This is a genomic window from Planktosalinus sp., from assembly GCF_059864935.1.
The window spans coordinates 1-1,078 of the sequence record NZ_JCBCCK010000467.1 but is presented as its reverse complement, the minus strand read 5'-3'; the positions used below and the strand labels follow the sequence as shown (position 1 = coordinate 1,078).

2 protein-coding genes are annotated in these 1,078 nt (G+C 42.9%); one reads left to right on the top strand and one right to left on the bottom strand.

Annotated elements, in window-relative coordinates:
- Window positions 1–728, top strand: a 728-nt coding sequence (locus tag AC6F75_RS13770; protein ID WP_500715663.1) for a diaminopimelate decarboxylase family protein, incomplete at its 5' end; no start/stop codon positions are given.
- Window positions 729–768: 40 nt separating this feature from the next.
- Here AC6F75_RS13770 and AC6F75_RS13765 read toward each other — a convergent pair.
- Window positions 769–1,078, bottom strand: a 310-nt coding sequence (locus AC6F75_RS13765; protein WP_500715662.1) for a DUF481 domain-containing protein, incomplete at its 5' end; no start/stop codon positions are given.

The following is a 1,078-nucleotide window of genomic DNA, read 5'->3' as shown; positions in this document are numbered from 1 at the left end:
ACCAAATGCCCTTGTTATTGCGCATCGTCGAAAATACCGGCATGAACATCAACGGCATCCATATGCACACCGGAAGTGATATCCTGGACATTGATGTCTTCCTCTATGCCAGTGAAATTTTATTTGATGCTGCCAAAAACTTTAAAACCCTTGAATTTATAGATTTCGGCAGCGGATTTAAAGTGCCTTACAAGCAGGGCGATATAGAAACCAACGTGGAAGAGCTCGGAAAAAAACTCAGCAAGCGCTTTAATGAATTTTGTGCCGAATATGGCAAGGAACTCACCCTCGCTTTTGAACCCGGAAAGTTTCTGGTAAGCGAAGCCGGGAAATTTCTTGTAAAGGTGAATGTCATCAAGCAGACCACCTCAACGGTTTTTGCCCAGGTGGACAGCGGGTTCAACCACCTTATCCGTCCGATGTTTTACGGAGTTACGCATTATATTGAGAACATTTCAAATCCAAAAGGCAAGGAACGTTTTTACTCGGTAGTGGGCTATATCTGCGAAACTGACACTTTTGCCAGCAACCGTCGCATCAACGAAATCAGTGAAGGCGATATACTGGCGTTTCAAAATGCGGGAGCTTATTGCTTCACCATGGCGAGCAACTACAACTCGCGTTTCCGCCCTGCGGAGGTGCTTTGGTACAATGGAAAAGCTCACCTAATCAGAAAAGAGGAAACGATGGAGGATTTATTGAGGAATCAGGTGCTTATTGAATTATAACCCTCAACCCTTCAAGGGTCATACCCTTGAAGGGTTGGATTTAATCAAACGCATACAACAATCCCGTTGATAAATTGTAAAAAGTGTTGGGTACATCAGTTGCCGGAGTGGCATCAAACGTTAGGGTGTAAGTGACCCTTAGCGAAAGTTTTTCTAAAATCCCCAAAACAAAAGAATTCTCTGAAGCAATCCTGTAATCGTCAAATTTTGATAACATCGGCTGATAGTAAGTAGTGCTCACAAATGTTATATTGTCTGTGGGAAAAAAACTTAGTGAAAGGTAGTTGCTTGAACGCCAGTCACGATTGATAACCAGAGATTCCTCATTCAACTCCTCGTGTTCATACATG